19 protein-coding genes are annotated in these 15,205 nt (G+C 67.9%); 1 reads left to right on the forward strand and 18 read right to left on the reverse strand.

Annotation, left to right across the window (positions count from 1 at the left end; all coding sequences use genetic code 11):
- Positions 1-118 precede the first annotated feature (118 nt).
- The 6 genes from AC1C2T_RS18635 to AC1C2T_RS18660 form a co-directional block, all read right to left on the reverse strand.
- Positions 119-1,270, reverse strand: a complete 1,152-nt coding sequence (locus AC1C2T_RS18635) for a mannitol-1-phosphate 5-dehydrogenase (protein ID WP_495386274.1) — start codon at positions 1,268-1,270, stop codon at positions 119-121.
- The gene (locus AC1C2T_RS18640; RefSeq protein ID WP_495362971.1) at positions 1,267-1,707 is read right to left on the reverse strand and encodes a PTS mannitol transporter subunit IIA; all 441 of its coding nucleotides are present in this window, start codon (positions 1,705-1,707) and stop codon (positions 1,267-1,269) included. Before AC1C2T_RS18640 ends, AC1C2T_RS18635 begins: the two co-directional genes overlap by 4 nt.
- A 30-nt stretch (positions 1,708-1,737) precedes the next feature.
- On the reverse strand, positions 1,738-3,327 hold the full coding sequence (locus tag AC1C2T_RS18645) for a PTS mannitol transporter subunit IIBC (RefSeq protein WP_495386275.1): 1,590 nt from the start codon (positions 3,325-3,327) through the stop codon (positions 1,738-1,740).
- The gene (gene ptsP / locus AC1C2T_RS18650; protein WP_495386276.1) at positions 3,324-5,027 is read right to left on the reverse strand and encodes a phosphoenolpyruvate--protein phosphotransferase; all 1,704 of its coding nucleotides are present in this window, start codon (positions 5,025-5,027) and stop codon (positions 3,324-3,326) included. Before ptsP ends, AC1C2T_RS18645 begins: the two co-directional genes overlap by 4 nt.
- Positions 5,028-5,072: 45 nt before the next feature.
- Positions 5,073-5,339, reverse strand: coding sequence for an HPr family phosphocarrier protein (locus tag AC1C2T_RS18655; protein ID WP_495362974.1), 267 nt, complete (start codon positions 5,337-5,339; stop codon positions 5,073-5,075).
- A gap of 88 nt (positions 5,340-5,427) precedes the next feature.
- Positions 5,428-5,739: a PTS sugar transporter subunit IIB gene (locus tag AC1C2T_RS18660; protein ID WP_495362975.1), complete on the reverse strand. Its 312-nt coding sequence runs from the start codon at positions 5,737-5,739 to the stop codon at positions 5,428-5,430.
- Between the two features lie 225 nt (positions 5,740-5,964).
- Between AC1C2T_RS18660 and AC1C2T_RS18665 the strand changes: the two genes are divergently transcribed.
- Entirely contained in the window at positions 5,965-7,866 is a 1,902-nt protein-coding gene (locus AC1C2T_RS18665) for a BglG family transcription antiterminator (protein ID WP_495386277.1), read from the forward strand.
- A 46-nt stretch (positions 7,867-7,912) separates the two neighbouring features.
- On the opposite strand, the gene map is transcribed toward AC1C2T_RS18665, so the two are convergent.
- The 12 genes from map to rplN form a co-directional block, all read right to left on the reverse strand.
- A complete protein-coding gene (gene map, locus AC1C2T_RS18670) occupies positions 7,913-8,740 on the reverse strand; it encodes a type I methionyl aminopeptidase (RefSeq protein WP_495386278.1) in 828 nt (275 codons plus the stop codon).
- Between the two features lie 6 nt (positions 8,741-8,746).
- The gene (locus AC1C2T_RS18675) at positions 8,747-9,397 is read right to left on the reverse strand and encodes an adenylate kinase (RefSeq protein WP_495386279.1); all 651 of its coding nucleotides are present in this window, start codon (positions 9,395-9,397) and stop codon (positions 8,747-8,749) included.
- Complete coding sequence (gene secY / locus AC1C2T_RS18680; RefSeq protein WP_495362979.1) at positions 9,394-10,716, reverse strand: preprotein translocase subunit SecY; 1,323 nt, start codon at positions 10,714-10,716, stop codon at positions 9,394-9,396. Before secY ends, AC1C2T_RS18675 begins: the two co-directional genes overlap by 4 nt.
- A gap of 115 nt (positions 10,717-10,831) precedes the next feature.
- Positions 10,832-11,506 (reverse strand): 50S ribosomal protein L15, encoded by a 675-nt coding sequence (gene rplO / locus AC1C2T_RS18685; RefSeq protein WP_495362980.1) that lies wholly within the window; start codon positions 11,504-11,506, stop codon positions 10,832-10,834.
- Positions 11,506-11,691 (reverse strand): 50S ribosomal protein L30, encoded by a 186-nt coding sequence (gene rpmD / locus AC1C2T_RS18690; RefSeq protein WP_022893865.1) that lies wholly within the window; start codon positions 11,689-11,691, stop codon positions 11,506-11,508. The genes rplO and rpmD overlap by 1 nt, the downstream gene beginning before the upstream one ends.
- Positions 11,691-12,383: a 30S ribosomal protein S5 gene (gene rpsE, locus AC1C2T_RS18695; RefSeq protein WP_495362981.1), complete on the reverse strand. Its 693-nt coding sequence runs from the start codon at positions 12,381-12,383 to the stop codon at positions 11,691-11,693. The genes rpmD and rpsE overlap by 1 nt, the downstream gene beginning before the upstream one ends.
- Positions 12,384-12,424: 41 nt before the next feature.
- On the reverse strand, positions 12,425-12,784 hold the full coding sequence (rplR, locus tag AC1C2T_RS18700) for a 50S ribosomal protein L18 (protein ID WP_495362982.1): 360 nt from the start codon (positions 12,782-12,784) through the stop codon (positions 12,425-12,427).
- A 2-nt stretch (positions 12,785-12,786) separates the two neighbouring features.
- On the reverse strand, positions 12,787-13,323 hold the full coding sequence (gene rplF, locus AC1C2T_RS18705) for a 50S ribosomal protein L6 (protein ID WP_495362983.1): 537 nt from the start codon (positions 13,321-13,323) through the stop codon (positions 12,787-12,789).
- A gap of 4 nt (positions 13,324-13,327) precedes the next feature.
- Positions 13,328-13,726 carry a 30S ribosomal protein S8 gene (gene rpsH, locus AC1C2T_RS18710; RefSeq protein ID WP_495362984.1) on the reverse strand — a complete coding sequence of 133 codons (399 nt, stop codon included), beginning with the start codon at positions 13,724-13,726 and terminating at the stop codon, positions 13,328-13,330.
- Between the two features lie 147 nt (positions 13,727-13,873).
- Positions 13,874-14,461 carry a 50S ribosomal protein L5 gene (gene rplE / locus AC1C2T_RS18715; protein ID WP_495362985.1) on the reverse strand — a complete coding sequence of 196 codons (588 nt, stop codon included), beginning with the start codon at positions 14,459-14,461 and terminating at the stop codon, positions 13,874-13,876.
- Positions 14,461-14,820 (reverse strand): 50S ribosomal protein L24, encoded by a 360-nt coding sequence (gene rplX, locus AC1C2T_RS18720; RefSeq protein WP_495362986.1) that lies wholly within the window; start codon positions 14,818-14,820, stop codon positions 14,461-14,463. The genes rplE and rplX overlap by 1 nt, the downstream gene beginning before the upstream one ends.
- 2 nt (positions 14,821-14,822) lie before the next feature.
- On the reverse strand, positions 14,823-15,191 hold the full coding sequence (gene rplN, locus AC1C2T_RS18725; RefSeq protein ID WP_495362987.1) for a 50S ribosomal protein L14: 369 nt from the start codon (positions 15,189-15,191) through the stop codon (positions 14,823-14,825).
- Positions 15,192-15,205 lie beyond the last annotated feature (14 nt).

A 15,205-nucleotide genomic window follows, 5' to 3' on the forward strand; every position in this document is an offset into this window, starting at 1 on the left:
CTGTGGGAACACAGACCGTCAGGCATGCCGAAGCAGGCGTGCAGAACACCAAGGGTCAACTATAGGCGATTCGGGCCCGCTTCGCCAGTTGAGCCACGGATGCCGCGGCGACGACGCGTCACGCTGTCGACTGCGCGTCGGTGAACACAGCGATGAGCCCGGATTCGAGCGGATGCTCCGCCTCGATGCCCGTCACCTCGTGCACGAGCTCCGCGGCGCCCCGCGCCGGCAGCAGAGCCTGCAGCTCGACGCTCTCTGGGTCGGCGGGCACATCGAAGCGAAGGGCCGCGCCGACCGCGGCGAGGAGACCCTCGACCGGTTGCCCGCGCTCGGCGAGCTCGGCCGCCGGTCCGATGAAGCGCTCGTGCCTGCCGAGCTTGCGCAACGGCTGGCGGCCGACGCGCTCGACGGTGTCTGGCAGCTCGGGGTTGCGGAAGCGCTCGAGAATGCTCGCGCGGTACTCCGCCTGTTGCGCCTCGGTGAAGCCGTGCTTGTCGACGATGAGCGCCGACGTCTCCGCGAGCACGCGCTCGACCGCGCCAGCGACGCCTGGATCGGCGAGCGCGTCGCTGATGCGCTCATGGCCGGCGAGGAAGCCGAAGTACGCCGTGGCGGCGTGCCCGGTGTTCACGGTGAAGAGCTTTCGCTCGATGTAGGGCCCCAGGTCGGCCACGAAGTGCGCGCCGGGGATGTCGGGCGCAATGGCGCCGAACGGCGGGCGCTCGATGGACCACTCGAAGTACGTCTCGACCGTGACGTCGAGCCCAGCGCCCGGTGCCTGGGCAGGCACGATGCGGTCGACCGCTGTGTTGGCGAATACGGCGCGCGCGGCGAGCGCCGGCCACTCCGGCTCGGAGACGAGCGCGGCCATCTCGTCTCGCAGCACGTCGGTGGCGTTGATCGCGTTCTCGCAGGCCATGATCGCCAGGGGCGGGGCATCCGCTGCCCTCGCGCGGAGCGCCGCCACGAGGTGCGGGGCGATGAAGCGCAGAATGGTCGGCCCGACCGCGGTCGTCGCGATCTCGGCGGTCTCGAGCTCGGCGGCGAGCGCCGCGGCATCCGTCGCACTGTTGACGGCGCGATAGCCGTCGACGACCCGGTCGCGGTCGCCGGCGCCGACCTCGTGCACGGTGTAGTGGTCGGATGCCGCGAGCGCATCGATGAGCTCGGCGTTCACGTCGGCGAACACGACCTCGTAGCCCGCCTCGTGGAGCAGGAGACCCACGAAGCCGCGCCCGATGTTGCCGGCGCCGAAGTGCACGGCCTTCACGAGTCGTTGACCTCCGAGAGCAGTGCGAAGATCTCCTCCGCCGACGCGGCGTCGACGAGCGACTGCACCGAGTCGTCGTCGGAGAAGATGATCGCGATCTTGGAGAGGATCTCGAGGTGCTCGTTCTCGAGCCCCGCGATGCCGACGACGAACCGCACCGGCTCGCCGCCCCAGTCGAGAGGCTCGTCGTACCGCACGAACGAGAGCGCGGAGCGCAGAATCGCGTCCTTGCCCTCGTTCGTGCCGTGCGGGATTGCCAGGAAGTTGCCCATGTAGGTCGAGACGGATCCCTCCCGCTCGAGCATCGAGTCGAGGTAGTCCGGGCGCACCGCGCCGGCATCGACGAGGATGCCGCCGGCGTCGCGGATCGCCTGCTCGCGGTCGGCCGCACGAGGTGCGAGCCGCACGTTCTCGGGAGAGAGGATCTGTTCGGTCATGGGCCGTTCCTTTCTATAGGCGCTGGCCTTTCAGCGCACGCCTTCGGATTCCAGCAGGTGCACGATCTCGTCGTACTTCGGCGAGTTCATGAAGTTGTCGACCGAGATGTGCAGGGCGTTCGGCGACTGCAGTCGTGCCCGGTCGGTGAGGTCCTGATGGGTGACGACGAGGTCGACGTCGTCGGTGAGGCTGGCGATCGCCTTGTTCGTGACGTCGACGCTGTCGATGCCGGCCTTCTTGATCTTATTTCGCAGCACCGTGGCACCCATGGCGCTCGAGCCCATGCCGGCGTCGCAGGCGAAGATGATCGTGTGGATGGGTTTCCGCTCGAACGCCGCGGCCTCCCCCTCTGCGAGCAGCGCACCGCCTGCGGCGGCACCTTCCGTGGCAAGGTTGCCGAGCACGGTCGAGGTCTTGCCCTTGTTCGCCTCGGTCTGGGCGATCGCCGCGCTCAGGTCACCGGCGTTCGCGTTCTCGAGGTCGCGCTTGCGACTGGCCCGCAGAATCACCGAGGCCACGAGGAAGGAGACCGTGGTCGCGAGCACGACCGAGAGGATCACCCCGACGAAACTGTCGTTGGCGGTCTGGATGAGAACCGCGATGATGCTGCCCGGTGCGGCAGGCGCTCGCAGACCGCTGCCGAAGATCGCGTTCGTCGCGACGCCCGTCATGCCGCCGAGGATCGCCGCCGCGATGAGGGCGGGCTTCATGAGCACGTACGGGAAGTAGATCTCGTGGATGCCGCCGAAGAATTGGATGACGATGGCCCCGGGTGCACTCGCGCGGGCGGCTCCGATGCCGAAGAAGCTGAAGGCGAGAAGGATGCCGAGACCGGGGCCGGGGTTCGCCTCGACGAGGAAGAGGATCGACTTGCCCGTCTCGAGCGCCTGCTCGGTGCCGATCGGCGTGAACACGCCGTGGTTGATGGCGTTGTTCAGGAACAGCACCTTCGCCGGCTCGACGATGATGCTGAGCAGTGGGAGGAGGGAGAGCGCCACGAGCCAGTCGACGATCGCGCCGAGCGCCTGGCTGATCCACGCCACCGCCGGCCCGAATCCGAAGAAGCCCGCAATCGCGAGGAGCATGCCGAGGATGCCGGCCGAGAAGTTGTTGACCAGCATCTCGAAGCCGGCCTTGATCTTCTGGTCCCAGATCGAGTCGACCTTCTTCATGATCCAGGCTGCGAGCGGGCCCATGATCATCGCGCCGAGGAACATCGGGATGTTCGTGCCGACGATGACACCGACCGTCGCGATCGAGGCGACCACGCCGCCGCGTTCGCCGTACACCATACGGCCGCCGGTATTGGCGATGAGAAGTGGCAGCAGGTAGGTGATCATCGGCCCGACGAGCCCGACGTACTGCTGGAAGGTCGCGCCGTCTTCGGTCTGCGCGAGCGCGGTCATGGCGCCCGGCCAGCCGATCGCCTCGGCGTCGCCGTAGCCGCCGAGGATGCCGTTCGGCCACCAGCCCGTGGCGATGAACAGGGCGGTGATGAACCCCCACGCGATGAAGGCCGCGATGTTCGGCATGATCATGCCGCTGAGGAAGGTGCCGAACTTCTGGACGGCTACACGGCCTCCCCCTGGCCGCTTCGTGTCCGATGACGTCGTCGTCATGATTTGCCTCTCTGATGGTCACGACGCGGACTCCGCGTCGTGGTGATGTCGGTGGCGGCGGCGTCAGCCGCCGCTCGGGCTTCGGCCGCTCCCTCAGCGGCCAGTGCTGCCCGGGCGAGCGCCTTCGCGTCATCCGGGCTGTACCGCGCGAGGGAGGCGCGGACATCTGCGAGTGCCGATGGTGACATCGACAGGCTCGTGGCGCCGAGGCCCACGAGCACGACGGCGAGCAGCGGGTCGGCGGCGGCCTCGCCGCAGATGCCGACGGGCTTGCCGAGTTCGGCGCCGGCACGACCCACATCGGCGATCAACTGCAGCACGGCAGGATGCCACGGGTTCTGCAGGTTCGCGACGGTGCCGAGCAGGCGGTCGGCGGCCATCGTGTACTGCGTGAGGTCGTTCGTGCCGATGGAGGCGAAGTCGCTCGCGGCGAGCACGTGGCCTGCGATGAGCGCTGCCGACGGGGTCTCGACCATCACACCGGCGACACTGATGCCGAGCTCCTTGGCGAGCCCCGTGAAGTATCGCGTCTCCTCGACCGTCGCGATCATCGGCGCCATCACCCAGAGTTCGGCGTCGGTCGCCGCGTCGGCCGCGGCGAGCGCGGTGAGCTGCTCCCGGAGGATGACCTCGGAGTGTCGAAGCGCGCGGATGCCGCGGAGCCCGAGTGCCGGGTTCTCTTCGGGCGCGTCGTTGAGGAAGGAGAGCGGCTTGTCGGCGCCGGCATCGAGCACGCGTACGACGACCTTCTTGCCGGCGAACGCCGTGAGCAGCCGCGTGTAGTGATCCTGCTGCTCTCGAACGGTCGGCGCACTGTCTGCGTCGAGGAAGAGGAACTCGGTGCGGAAGAGGCCGACGCCCTCGGCGCCGAGCTTCAACGCCTCTGCGGCGCCATCGGCCGAACCGAGGTTCGCGAGGAGCGGCACCGGGGTGCCGTCGGCGAGCGCGCCCGGCGTCACCGGCGCCGCCTCGAGCGCCGCGCGCTCGGCGATGCGGGACTTCGCGTCAGCGACCTGCTCGGCCGAGGGCGAGGCGATGACGACGTCGCCTGCGGCGTCGACCACGACCATATCGCCGTCGGCGAGGCTCGCGGCATCCGCTGCCCCGACCACTGCGACGATGGACTTCTCGCGAGCGAGGATCGCGGTGTGCGAGGTCGGGCCGCCGTCGACGGTCACGAGCCCGAGCACCTGGCCGAGGTCGAGAGTCGCGGTGTCGGCGGGTGCGAGGTCGCGGGCGACGAGCACGAACGGATGCCCCGGGTTCGGCACGCCGGGGGCCGGGAGCTTCAGCAGGTGCGCGATGACGCGCTGGGAGATGTCGTCGAGGTCGGCGGCGCGCTCGCCCATGTAACCGCCCATGCCGGCGAGCAGGTCGCGATAGGCGGCGAACGCCTCGAACACGGCGCGCTCGGCGGTCTTGCCGGTCGCGAGCAGCTTCGTCACCTCGTCGATGAGGCTCGGGTCCTCTGCCATCATCGCCTGCGCCTCGAGCACGTCCTTCGCAGCTCCGCCGGCCTTGGCCCCGCGATTGGCGAGCTCCGCCGCGACGACGGAGAGCGACGCCCTCGCCCGCTCGCCTTCGCGTTCGGGGTCGAGGTGACTCGGTCGATCGACCGGCTCCGGCAGGCGCTCCGCCATGCGCACCACCGGCCCGACGGCCACCCCCTGGCCGATTCCGGTGCCCGTGATCTCCATCATTCGCCCTCTCGAGTCGTCGAATCGAACGGAGACGGATGCCCCGCCCTACTCGTCGTGGTCGGTGCTGAGCAGTTCGATGAGCTCGTCGAGCAGGGTCTGCTCGTCGCCGCCCTCGACGACGAGTGTGACCTCGTCGCCATGGTCGATGCCCTGCGAGATGACGCCGAGGATGCTCGCCGCGTTGACGGGCTTGCCGCCGGCCTTGCTGAGCGTGACCGCGGCGCCCGAGGCTGCGACGGCTTGAGTGAAGAGCTTGGCAGGCCGTGCGTGCAAGCCGTGCGTCGATCCGATTCGAACTGTTCGTTCAACCATGTTTCCGGTCTCCGTCGCGAGTGTCCATTCCCTCGTTCACCATAGCCCTCCGCCGCGAGTGAGGGAGCGGTGAGCACCGCGCGGCGGATCATGATCGTGTCCCGGTCGCGGCGAGCGCGAGATCGAGCAGCGCCTCGCCGTCGGGGGTGGTGGCCGCATCGTCGGGCAGCACCGCGAAGACGACGGATGCCGCAGCCGCGCGTTCGCGGAGCGAGTCGAGACGATCGCCGAGGTGCGCGCCGATGAGGAGCAGATCGGCTCCGGGCAGCTCGACATCGAGCCGGGACTGGCTCGTCGCCTTCGCCTCCATCGGCAGTCCGCGTGCTTTGGCAGCGCGCCGGAGGCGCACGGCGACGAATGTGCTCGAGGCGCCGGCGCCGCAGACCACGATGATGCGCATCCGGTGTCTCCTCGCCCCGCCGCTCGCGGTCTCCGTTGATCGTCTCGACCACGGCCGAAGCCGCGATCACCTCGATTCTCCGCCCTCGTCGCGGCGCCGCTCCAGCACATTCGCTTCCGCTCCCCCGGAAACCCTCTCGTGCTGGCGGGTGCACGCTCGTGCCGGATGGTTGACTGTGTTCACCGCCCGGGGCCGAGTGGCTCGGGCAAAACCCGGGAGATGCGTGTGGCCGAGAAATGGGAGCGCCTCGTCGAGGTGCTCGTCGAGCGCGCCGACTGGACGACCGCCGCCGAACTCGCGACCCGGCTCGATGTGACACCGCGCACCATCCGCAGCTATGTCGCGAATGCGAACACGAGCGCCATCGTCGTGCAGTCGGGGCCGCACGGGTACCGCCTCGATCGCGCGGCGTGGACTACCGCCCATGAGAGTCGGCCGTCGGGCACCTCCCCGGCAGCGCGTGTCGCGTGCATCATCCGAGCCCTTGCCGATGCCGACGCCGGCCTCGACGTGTACGAGACGGCTTCTTCATTGCATGTCAGTGAATCGACGGTCGAGGCCGATCTCGGCCGCATCCGGGCGCGATTGGCCGGCACCGGTCTCGCCCTCGTACGACGCGGCCCTCGCGTGAGCCTCGGCGGTCCCGAGTCGGCGACACGGCGCTTGCTCGGCACCCTCTTCCGAGAGGAGGCGGCGCGCGGCACGCAGGGCGACGCCGCGCTGCGCGAGGCGTATCCCGAACTGCCGGCGTTCCGAGTCTCGCTCGTCGCGCGCCTCGCGGAGGCGGGGTACGCGCCGAACGAGTACGCATTGAATGACGTGCTCCTCCACATCGCCATCGCCGTCGATCGAGTCGGCCATGACCACAGGCTCGACGCCGACGAGTTGCCGACGCCGTCGGACCGCACCGCAGACTTGGAGCGCACAGCGCTCGGAGACCTGCTCGACGGGGTCATCCGCACGCGGTTCGGCACCGCCGTCGGCGACACCGAACTCGCCCACCTCTCGAGACTGCTCGGCACGCGCGCAGCGACGCGCACCGTTCCGACGACGGATGCCCCTGCACCCCCGCTCTCCTCCAGATCTGCCCTGGTGCGCGCAGTGGTCGGGCGTGCGGCCGATGCGTACCTCGTAGAGCTCGACGATGACGAGTTCATCGAACGCCTCGCCCTGCACGTCGACAATCTCGTTGCGCGCTCGGCCGAGCACCGGCCGTCGCGCAATCCCCTGACCGCGACGATCAAGTCGGCGTATCCGCTCATCTACGACCTCTCGGTCTACATCGCCCACGAACTCGCCGTGGCCGAGGGCATCGTCGTCGACGACGACGAGATCGCCTACATCGCGATGCATGTCGGGGCGTACCTGGACCGTCGCCGGGCGAGCGCCGAGCGTGTGCGCGTCATCATCGTCGCGCCGGCCTACCACGACGTGCACCTGGCGCTCGCCGAACGCATCACGAAGGCCTTCCCCGATGACATCGACCTCGTCGGCCTCGTCGATCATGCCGGGGTCGAATGGTCGAACCTGCCGGCCGAGCTCGTCGTCTCGGTGCTCACCCCGCCGGTTCCGACTCCGAACTTCGTACGGATCTCGCTGTTTCCCACGGAGCACGACCTCGAACGTATCCGATCCGAGCTCGGTCGAATCCGGCGGGTTCGGCGACGCGCGCGCCTCGCCGTCGCGCTCTCGCAGTACATCACGCCCGAGCTCTTCGTCCGCGGCCTGCACGGGCAGGACCCCGAGCAGGTCATCCGTCTCCTCGGCGACCGCATGATCGCCGCGGGCGTCATCGACCACTCCTACGTCGACGGCACGCTCGAGCGGGAGCGACTCTCGTCGACCGCGTTCACCGAGTACCTCGCGGTGCCGCACGCGCTGACGATGTCGGCGAATCGCACCGCGATCGCGATCGCGATCGATGAGACGCCGATCGACTGGTCGGGCGCCCGCGTCAACGTGGTCGCCCTCATCGCCTTCGCCGACGACGGGCGAGCCGAGTTCCAAGACGTCTTCGACCAGTTCGTGGAGGCGTTCTCGGAGCGCTCGAACGTCGAGCGACTCGTTCACGGTGCCACCGACTACCCGGGGCTGCTGGCCGAGCTCGCCCGCCTCATGGAGCCGTAGTCGGCGCCGTCCGCTCCCGGCACCGGTTCGCCGGGCACGATCTCAGTCAGGCGATCGGTGCCGGCCTGATGCCGAACGGTGCAAGGCCCGCAGCGCCGCCGTCGGGTGCGGTGAGCACCCAGATGCCATCGGCGTGCACCGCGACGGAGTGTTCCCAGTGCGCGGCGTCCGATCCGTCGGAGGTGGTCACCGTCCAGTCGTCGTCGCGGGTGAACGTGTCGATCGCACCGCCGACGATCATCGGCTCGATCGCCACGACGAGTCCGGGCTTGACCGCCGGTCCGCGGCGATCGACGCGGTAGTTGAACACCGGCGGCTCTTCGTGCATCGAGCGTCCGATGCCGTGGCCGACATAGTCGGTGAGGATGCCGTAGTCGCCCTCACCGTGCACGAAGTCCTCCATGGCCGCGCCCACCTCGTTGAGGTGGGCCGCTCCGGCCAGCGTTGCGATGCCGAGCCACAGGGACTGTTCCGTGACACGGCTCAGCTGCTCACGGGAGGCGACGACGTCTGGGCGCGCCGGGTCGGGCAGCACGAGGGTGAACGCCGAGTCGCCGTTCCAGCCGTCGACCTCGGCCCCGCCGTCGACCGAGACGATGTCGCCCGGGCGGAACGGACGGTCACCGGGGATGCCGTGCACCACGTCGTCGTCGACCGAGACGCAGAGTGTATGCCGGTACCCGGGCACGAGCTGAAAGTTCGGTCGCCCGCCCGCATCGCGGATCACCCGCTCTGCCGCCGCGTCGAGCTCGATCGGCGTCGCACCCGGAACCAGGAGGCGCCGTGCCTCTGCGAGGGCCGCTGCAGTCGCCTCACCCGCTGCCCGCATCGACCGGAGCTCGGGCGGCGACTTGTAGATCGAACGTCTGAACACTCTGGCTCAGGCTGAGACGTCGTAGCCGTTGGACGGCGTGAGGCCGCGCTCGGCCAGACCCTGGAAGATGCGCTGGGTGACTTCGTCGAGCGAACCCACCCCGTCGATGCGGACGACGACGCCGCGCGGCCGGTACACGTCGAGGATCGGGGCCGTCTCGCGCTCGTAGATCGCAAGCCGGTTCGCGATGACCTCTTCGGTGTCGTCGGTGCGCCCCTGATCAGCGGCCCGCTGCTGCAGTCGAGCGATGCTCTCGGCACGGGGAACATCGAGCTCGATGACGGCGTCGAGCGCCTCACCGCGGCCCGTGAGGAACACGTCGAGGTCCTCGACCTGCGCACGGTTGCGGGGATACCCGTCGAGCAGGAAGCCCTCCGCGGCATCCGCTTGGCTGAGCCGATCGCGAACGAGCTCACTCGTGAGCGCATCGGAGACGAGGTCACCCGCCTCGATGATCGCCTGCACCCGCTTGCCGAGTTCGGTGCCACCTGCGACGTTCGCCCGGAAGATGTCACCCGTGGCGATCTGGGGCACTCCGAAGGCCTCCGCGACGAGCACGCCCTGCGTTCCCTTGCCGGAGCCCTGAGGCCCGACGATCAGGAAGCGGGCGGAGCCGGTGGCGGAAGGCGCGCCGTCTTGAGGCCCTCGAAGGGTCATCGAAGAAGTCCTTCGTAGTGTCGCTGCTGCAGCTGGGCGTCGATCTGCTTCACCGTCTCGAGGCCGACGCCGACGATGATCAGGATCGATGCGCCGCCGAACGGGAAGTTCTGGTCGGCGCCGACCCACGCGAAGGCGATCAGCGGGATCAGCGCGACGAGGCCGAGATAGAGCGAGCCCGGCAGGGTGATGCGGGTGAGCACGTAGTCGAGGTACTCGGCGGTCGGTCGACCCGCACGGATGCCCGGGATGAACCCGCCGTACTTCTTCATGTTCTCGGAGACCTCGTCGGGGTTGAACGTGATCGCCACGTAGAAGTACGTGAAGCCGACGATGAGCAGGAAGTACATGAGCATGTACAGCGGGTGGCTGCCCTGCGTGAGGTAGTTCGTGATCCAGGTGACCCACGGCTGCGGGGTCTCGCCGGCCGCCGGGGTGTTGAACTGCGCGATGAGCGCAGGCAGGTACAGCAGTGAGGAGGCGAAGATGACCGGCACCACGCCCGCCATGTTGACCTTGATCGGGATGTACGTGTTGTTGCCGCCGTACGTGCGCCGGCCGACCATGCGTTTCGCATACTGCACGGGGATTCGTCGTTGCGACTGCTCGACGAAGACCACGGCGACCACGACCACGAGGCCGATGGCGAGCACGATCGCGAACACGTCCCAGCCGCGGGCGATGCCGATCGACCAGAGCGAACCGGGGAACGTCGCGGCGATCGAGGTGAAGATCAGGAGCGACATGCCGTTGCCGATGCCGCGCTCGGTGATGAGCTCGCCCATCCACATGATGACGCCGGTACCGGCGGTCATGGTGACGACCATGAGCAGGATCGCATACCACGCGTCGTTCGAGATGAGCTGCGAACACGCGGGATCGTTCGACGGGAACAGCGCGCCGGAACGGGCGACCGTGATGAGCGTCGTCGACTGGAGCACGCCGAGAGCGATCGTGAGGTACCGCGTGTACTGGGTGAGACGTCCCTGGCCGGACTGGCCCTCTTTGTACAGGGACTCGAAGTGGGGGATCACCACGCGCAGCAACTGCACGATGATCGACGCGGTGATGTAGGGCATGATGCCCAGCGCGAAGATCGACAGCTGCAGCAGCGCGCCACCCGAGAACAGGTTGACGAGGTCGTAGAGACCGGCCGCCCCCGCCTGGTTGGCTGCGAGGCAGGCCTGCACGTTGCCGAAATCGACGAATGGCGCGGGAATGAACGAGCCGAGCCGGAACAGGGCGACGATGCCCAGCGTGAACCCGAGCTTGCGGCGAAGATCCGGCGTGCGGAAGATCCGCCCGATGGCGTTGAACACTCGTCCTCCTGTTGCTCCGTGTGGAGTCAGTCCATATGCGACTCGAGCCAGTCGAGACCCCCGTGAATCATACGCGAGGTCTCGACTGGCTCGAGCAATCGGTGCTGTTTCCGGTCTACTTGACCGAGCCGCCAGCGGCGACGATCTTCTGCTCGGCCGAGCCGGAGACCTTGTCGACCGCGACGGTGAGCTTCACCTGGATGTCACCGTTGCCGAGTACCTTGACGCGCTCGTTCTTGCGAACAGCGCCCTTGTCGACGAGATCGGCGATGGTGACATCGCCGCCCTTCGGGTACAGCTCGGCGAGCTTCTCCAGGTTGACCACCTGGTACTCGACGCGGAACGGGTTCTTGAACCCGCGCAGCTTCGGCGCACGCATGTGGTACGGAAGCTGTCCACCCTCGAACCCGGGGCGGATGCTGCCACGCGCCTTCGAGCCCTTGGTGCCGCGACCGGCCGTCTTGCCCTTCGAACCCTCACCGCGTCCGACGCGGGTCTTGTCCTTCTTGGCACCGGGAGCCGGGCGGAGGTGGTGCACCTTCAGCACCTGCTCGCGCTTCTCCGCGACATCCGCCTTGGCGGCGGCCGTCTTGGTGGACGCGGCCTTCGCTGGGGCCTTCTTCTCGGTCGCAGCCTTCGCCGCAGCCTTCGGAGCGTCGGCCGCCGCTCCGGCAGCCTTCTTCTCGGCTGCCTTGGGGGCGGCCTTCGCGGCGGCGGGCTTGGCGGCCGCCTTCTTCGTCGGAGCCTTCTTGGGGGCTTCGGCGGCGACGTCCTTCTTCTCGTCAGCCATTAGTCAATCTCCTCAACCTTCACGAGGTGCGCGACGGTGTTCACGTAGCCGCGGTTCTGCGGGGTGTCCTCGCGAATGACCGAAGCGCCGATGCGCTTGAGCCCGAGGCTGCGCAGCGTGTCGCGCTGGTACTGCTTCTCGCTCACCTTGGACTTGATCTGGGTCACCTTCAGCTGCTTGGCCATCAGGCACCTGCCTTCGATGCTGCGGCAGCCTCAGCTGCCTGGGCTTCGGCACGCAGCAGACGGGCCGGAGCGACCTCGTCGTAGGGCAACCCACGACGCGCAGCGACCGCACGCGGCTCTTCGAGCTCCTGCAGGGCCGCCACCGTGGCGCGCACGATGTTGATGGTGTTCGACGAGCCGAGCGACTTGCTCAGGACGTCGTGGATGCCGGCGCACTCGAGCACGGCGCGCACCGGACCACCGGCGATGACACCGGTACCGGCGGACGCGGGACGCAGCAGGACGACGCCGGCTGCGGCCTCACCCTGCACGGGGTGCGGGATGGTCGCTCCGACGCGGGGGACGCGGAAGAAGTTCTTCTTCGCCTCCTCGACGCCCTTGGAGATCGCGGTCGGAACCTCGCGCGCCTTGCCGTAGCCGACGCCGACGAGTCCGTTGCCATCGCCCACGACGACGAGCGCCGTGAAGCTGAAGCGACGGCCGCCCTTGACGACCTTCGACACGCGGTTGATGGTCACGACGCGCTCGAGGAACTGGCTCTTGTCGGCGTCACGGCCACCGCGGTCACGGCCACCCTGGTTGCGGTCGCGACCGCCACCGCCGCCGCCGCCACCGCCACCACGACGAGCATCGCGCTCGTTGCGGGCCGGCTCTGAAGCGGCTGCCGTCTCGACGGGTGCCTCTACGGTCACCTCGGGCTCCTTCGTAGTGCCATTTTCAATAGGTACGGTGCTCACAGGTTGAGCCCTGCCTCTCGCGCTCCATCGGCGATCGCTGCAACGCGACCGGCGTACTTGTTGCCGCCGCGATCGAAGACGACCGACTCGATGCCGGCCTGCTTCGCGCGCTCCGCGACGAGCTCGCCGACCTTCTTGGCCTTGGCGGTCTTGTCACCGTCGAACGCACGGAGGTCGACCTCCATCGTGGACGCGGATGCCAGCGTGCGGCCGGCGGCGTCATCGACGACCTGCACGAAAACGTGCCGTGCCGAACGGGTGACAACGAGGCGCGGACGCATCTCGGTGCCGACGACCTTCTTGCGAAGGCGGGTGTGGCGGCGCGAACGCGCAGCCGTCTTGGTCTTCACGGCCATGATTACTTACCAGCCTTTCCGGCCTTGCGACGCACGACCTCGCCGGCGTAGCGGATGCCCTTGCCCTTGTAGGGCTCCGGCTTCTTGATCTTGCGGATGTTCGCGGCGGTCTCGCCGACGGCCTGCTTGTCGATGCCGGCAACGGTGATCTTGTTGTTGCCCTCGACGGTCAGCGTGATGCCGGCCGGCGCTTCGACGACGACGGGGTGCGAGAAACCGAGCGCGAGCTCGAGGGAGCCGCCCTTCTGGGCCACGCGGTAGCCGGTGCCGACGATTTCGAGTGCCTTCGAGTAGCCCTGAGTCACACCGATGATCTGGTTGGCGATGAGGGTACGCGTGAGGCCGTGCAGCGAACGCGAGGTGCGCTCGTCGTCGGGTCGGGTGACGAGAACCTGGTTCTCCTCGAGCTTGACCTCGATGGGGGCGGCGACGGTGAGCGAAAGCTCGCCCTTCGGGCCCTTCACGGCGACGGCCTGGCCGTCGATCTTGACGTCGACGCCCGCGGGGATGTCGATGGGAAGTCGTCCGATTCGTGACATGGAACTACCACACGTAGGCGAGGACTTCTCCGCCTACGCCCTTCTTCTCGGCCTGGCGGTCGGTGAGCAGACCGCTGGAGGTGGACAGGATGGCAACGCCGAGACCGCCGAGCACCTTGGGGAGCTCCGTCGACTTCGCGTACACGCGGAGGCCGGGCTTGGAGACGCGCTTGATGCCCGCGATCGAACGCTCGCGGTTTGGGCCGAACTTGAGCTCCAGCGTGAGGGTCTTGCCCACTCGCGCGTCAGTCAGCTCGAAGTCGGCGATGTAGCCCTCCTTCTTCAAGATCTCGGCGATGTGCGCCTTGAGCTTGGAGTTGGGCATCGACACGGAATCGTGGTGCGCGGAGTTCGCGTTCCGCAGACGGGTCAGCATGTCAGCGACCGGGTCGGTCATCGTCATGGCAAGTGTTTCCTTACGTTCACCAGGTTTCAACGCCCGTTACACGAGCGGTGACCTGTGGTGTCGGCCCCCACGGATGTGGGGAACCGGTTCGGATGCCGCGGGCGCCCTTCGACGAGCTCAGGGACCGGACGCGGCATCCGTGGTTCAGTTGGCGGACTCGGCCGCCTTGAAGGGGAAGCCGAGCTGCTTGAGCAGCGCGCGACCCTCTTCATCGGTCTTGGCGGTGGTCACCACGGTGATGTCCATGCCACGAACGCGGTCGATCTTGTCCTGGTCGATCTCGTGGAACACGGACTGCTCCGTGAGACCGAAGGTGTAGTTGCCGGTGCCGTCGAACTGCTTCTCGGACAGGCCCCGGAAGTCCCGGATGCGCGGCAGAGCGAGCGAGAGCAGGCGGTCGAGGAACTCCCACATGCGGTCGCCGCGAAGCGTCACGTGTGCACCGATCGGCTGGCCCTCGCGCAGCTTGAACTGCGCGATGGACTTGCGAGCCTTGGTGACCTGCGGCTTCTGGCCGGTGATCTTGGTGAGGTCGGCGATAGCACCGTCGATGACCTTGCCATCGCGCGCGGCCTCGCCGACGCCCATGTTCACGACGATCTTCACGAGACCGGGCACCTGGTTCACGTTGGTGTAGCCGTGCTCCTCGATGAGGGTCTTCGAGATCTCGTCCCGGTACTTGGTCTTCAGTCGCGGCTGGATTTTGCCAGCCTGCGTAGCCGTATCGGTCATTACAGGTCCTTACCTGATTTCTTGGCGTAGCGGACGCGGACCGTCTTCTCGACGCCGTCCTTCGTCACGGTCTCGTTGCGGAAGCCGACACGGGTCGGCTTCTTCGACTCGGGGTCGACGAGCGCGACGTTCGACACGTGGATCGACGCCTCTTGGGTCTCGATGCCACCCGTCTTCGAGCCGCGCTGCGTCTGGCCGACGCGAACGTGCTTCGTCACGAAGTTGATGCCCTCGACGACGACGCGGTTCTTGGCGACGAGCACCTCGAGCACCTTGCCCTGCTTGCCGCGGTCTCCGCCGCGCGCCTGGCTGCGGCCCGAGAGGACCTGCACGAGGTCGCCCTTCTTGATGTTGGCCATGTTCAGATAACCTCCGGTGCCAGCGAGATGATCTTCATGAACTTCTTGTCGCGAAGCTCGCGACCGACGGGTCCGAAGATTCGGGTGCCGCGAGGGTCGCCGTCGTTCTTGAGGATCACCGCTGCGTTCTCGTCGAACTTGATGTAGGAGCCGTCGGAGCGACGGGTCTCCTTGACGGTGCGGACGATGACGGCCTTGACCACATCGCCCTTCTTGACGTTGCCGCCGGGGATCGCGTCTTTGACGGTGGCGACGATCGTGTCACCGAGGCCGGCGTAGCGACGCTTCGAGCCGCCGAGAACGCGGATCGTGAGCAGCATCTTCGCGCCGGTGTTGTCGGCGACCTTGACTCGTGATTCCTGCTGAAGCACTGTGAACTCCTTCT

Source organism: Agromyces sp. Y558, assembly GCF_059445415.1.

Bases quoted from the DNA above. Each gene is read 5' to 3' on its own strand.
- AC1C2T_RS18675 (WP_495386279.1), bottom strand. From the start codon at position 9,397: ATGACCCTTCGAGGGCCTCAAGACGGCGCGCCTTCCGCCACCGGCTCC.
- AC1C2T_RS18645 (WP_495386275.1), bottom strand. From the start codon at position 3,327: ATGACGACGACGTCATCGGACACGAAGCGGCCAGGGGGAGGCCGTGTA.
- rplR (WP_495362982.1), bottom strand. From the start codon at position 12,784: ATGGCCGTGAAGACCAAGACGGCTGCGCGTTCGCGCCGCCACACCCGC.
- rpsH (WP_495362984.1), bottom strand. From the start codon at position 13,726: ATGACGATGACCGACCCGGTCGCTGACATGCTGACCCGTCTGCGGAAC.
- AC1C2T_RS18655 (WP_495362974.1), bottom strand. From the start codon at position 5,339: ATGGTTGAACGAACAGTTCGAATCGGATCGACGCACGGCTTGCACGCA.
- rplX (WP_495362986.1), bottom strand. From the start codon at position 14,820: ATGGCCAACATCAAGAAGGGCGACCTCGTGCAGGTCCTCTCGGGCCGC.
- rpmD (WP_022893865.1), bottom strand. From the start codon at position 11,691: ATGGCCAAGCAGCTGAAGGTGACCCAGATCAAGTCCAAGGTGAGCGAG.
- AC1C2T_RS18640 (WP_495362971.1), bottom strand. From the start codon at position 1,707: ATGACCGAACAGATCCTCTCTCCCGAGAACGTGCGGCTCGCACCTCGT.
- rplF (WP_495362983.1), bottom strand. From the start codon at position 13,323: ATGTCACGAATCGGACGACTTCCCATCGACATCCCCGCGGGCGTCGAC.
- rplO (WP_495362980.1), bottom strand. From the start codon at position 11,506: ATGGCTGACGAGAAGAAGGACGTCGCCGCCGAAGCCCCCAAGAAGGCT.
- rplE (WP_495362985.1), bottom strand. From the start codon at position 14,461: ATGACCGATACGGCTACGCAGGCTGGCAAAATCCAGCCGCGACTGAAG.
- ptsP (WP_495386276.1), bottom strand. From the start codon at position 5,027: ATGATGGAGATCACGGGCACCGGAATCGGCCAGGGGGTGGCCGTCGGG.
- AC1C2T_RS18660 (WP_495362975.1), bottom strand. From the start codon at position 5,739: ATGCGCATCATCGTGGTCTGCGGCGCCGGCGCCTCGAGCACATTCGTC.